Source organism: Chimaeribacter californicus (assembly GCF_002858675.1).
GTDB lineage: Bacteria > Pseudomonadota > Gammaproteobacteria > Enterobacterales > Enterobacteriaceae > Chimaeribacter > Chimaeribacter californicus.
This window is the reverse complement of record NZ_PJZF01000076.1, coordinates 1-1,187: the sequence shown is the minus strand read 5'-3', so window position 1 is coordinate 1,187 and position 1,187 is coordinate 1. Positions and strand designations below refer to the sequence as shown.

Sequence of the window (1,187 nt, the reverse complement as noted above, 5' to 3'; positions counted from 1 at the left end):
CTGTCAGGACAGAAACAGGTATTTGATCAGCGCCAGTTCACAGAGCATGGCCGCGCCTACCAGCGTGATAATGCGTGGCTTGGCAGCCGGCCAGCCCTTTAACCGGTATTCAGCTGTCGCCCATCCGACCAGGCATGAGGCAAAAATGGTGACGATCATTGTCAGGGTAGACATCAGTGAGCCCCCTTTAACACGAAAATAGGAATCTCGAGGTCGTACTGCCGGCCGTGGTAAAGCGTGCCAGAGCGCGCAGGAGCGTCACCGCGCGGTTTAATGCGAACAAGTGATACCGGATACTGGTATCAATCCAAAAACGCTCCAGAAGCGCCTCAGCGGCCTCATAGACGTAAGGGTTCAAATCCATTGAGCCATCAGCTTGCAGCCTCTCCTGGAAACCATGAGCGAGGAAAATAGCTTTGATCTCTTGCTTGTTCATCATTCCCCTACAACGTCCTTAAACAGCTCATATCCCGAGGTCTTGCCATTGAACCGGCTTTCACTTGCCCAGGTATGGCGCTGGGTAGCCAGGGATTTAATTTTCACATTTCGTGGCAGGCCTGTATCGTGAAATTCAACAACCTCCACCAGCCGGCCGTCAACTCGCTTATCTACTTCCCGCCAGACTTGGCCAACTTTAATCATAATGCGATCCTTCATTTTCATACACGCGGCACCCATGATTTCCATACCACCAGCCATCTTCTTTTCGATAAAGGCTTTATCGTATGAGAGCCTCATGGATGCCTTATTCCGTGCCGATCAGTGTTAAGCCTTCTGTTCGAGGCTCTGCTTCAACCAGAAAACAATGTGCGCCATGGTTTCCTGTTCCTCCCGGGATGCGTGCCCATCTTCCAGAGTAATGTCTACCAGGCGGTTGAGACTGAGGCTATCAATATGCTTAATGATGTTTACCGGAATCGTCACATGTGCCGGTGTTTCGATACCTGCATCCGTGATTTGCGTGCCGCATTCAAAGCACTTGTAATACAGATCCGCTTCTGTCCCGTCTTCCTGTAACAGGTCGTCGAACATCACCTGTAGCTCTTTATTCTCACAGTTAGGGCATTGCTCAGGCTTATTGTGTGCAGTGTTCATAGTCTTCTAATTTCTATTAGTTAGGGGTTGATGAATATTCTTTAAGCTCAAACGGGGTCAATTTGCAGATGTCCGGCACCGCTATGCCCAGC

4 protein-coding genes are annotated in these 1,187 nt (G+C 50.0%); all 4 read right to left on the bottom strand.

Features of this window, described 5'->3' with window-relative positions; all coding sequences use genetic code 11:
* Nucleotides 1-3: 3 nt before the first annotated feature.
* The 4 genes from CYR55_RS23715 to CYR55_RS22895 are packed head-to-tail and all read right to left on the bottom strand — an operon-like array spanning nt 4 to nt 1,035.
* Nucleotides 4-174 (bottom strand): hypothetical protein, encoded by a 171-nt coding sequence (locus tag CYR55_RS23715; protein ID WP_165699661.1) that lies wholly within the window; start codon nt 172-174, stop codon nt 4-6.
* 13 nt (nt 175-187) lie between these two features.
* Nucleotides 188-439 carry a hypothetical protein gene (locus CYR55_RS22905; protein ID WP_101818587.1) on the bottom strand — a complete coding sequence of 84 codons (252 nt, stop codon included), beginning with the start codon at nt 437-439 and terminating at the stop codon, nt 188-190.
* On the bottom strand, nt 436-738 hold the full coding sequence (locus CYR55_RS22900; protein ID WP_101818586.1) for a hypothetical protein: 303 nt from the start codon (nt 736-738) through the stop codon (nt 436-438). The genes CYR55_RS22905 and CYR55_RS22900 overlap by 4 nt, the downstream gene beginning before the upstream one ends.
* 27 nt (nt 739-765) lie before the next feature.
* Nucleotides 766-1,035, bottom strand: a complete 270-nt coding sequence (locus CYR55_RS22895; protein WP_146001044.1) for a hypothetical protein — start codon at nt 1,033-1,035, stop codon at nt 766-768.
* Nucleotides 1,036-1,187 lie beyond the last annotated feature (152 nt).

What these genes read in the sequence shown, in the direction of transcription:
- CYR55_RS23715 (WP_165699661.1), bottom strand. Translation starts at nt 174, where the DNA reads ATGTCTACCCTGACAATGATCGTCACCATTTTTGCCTCATGCCTGGTC.
- CYR55_RS22905 (WP_101818587.1), bottom strand. Translation starts at nt 439, where the DNA reads ATGATGAACAAGCAAGAGATCAAAGCTATTTTCCTCGCTCATGGTTTC.
- CYR55_RS22900 (WP_101818586.1), bottom strand. Translation starts at nt 738, where the DNA reads ATGAGGCTCTCATACGATAAAGCCTTTATCGAAAAGAAGATGGCTGGT.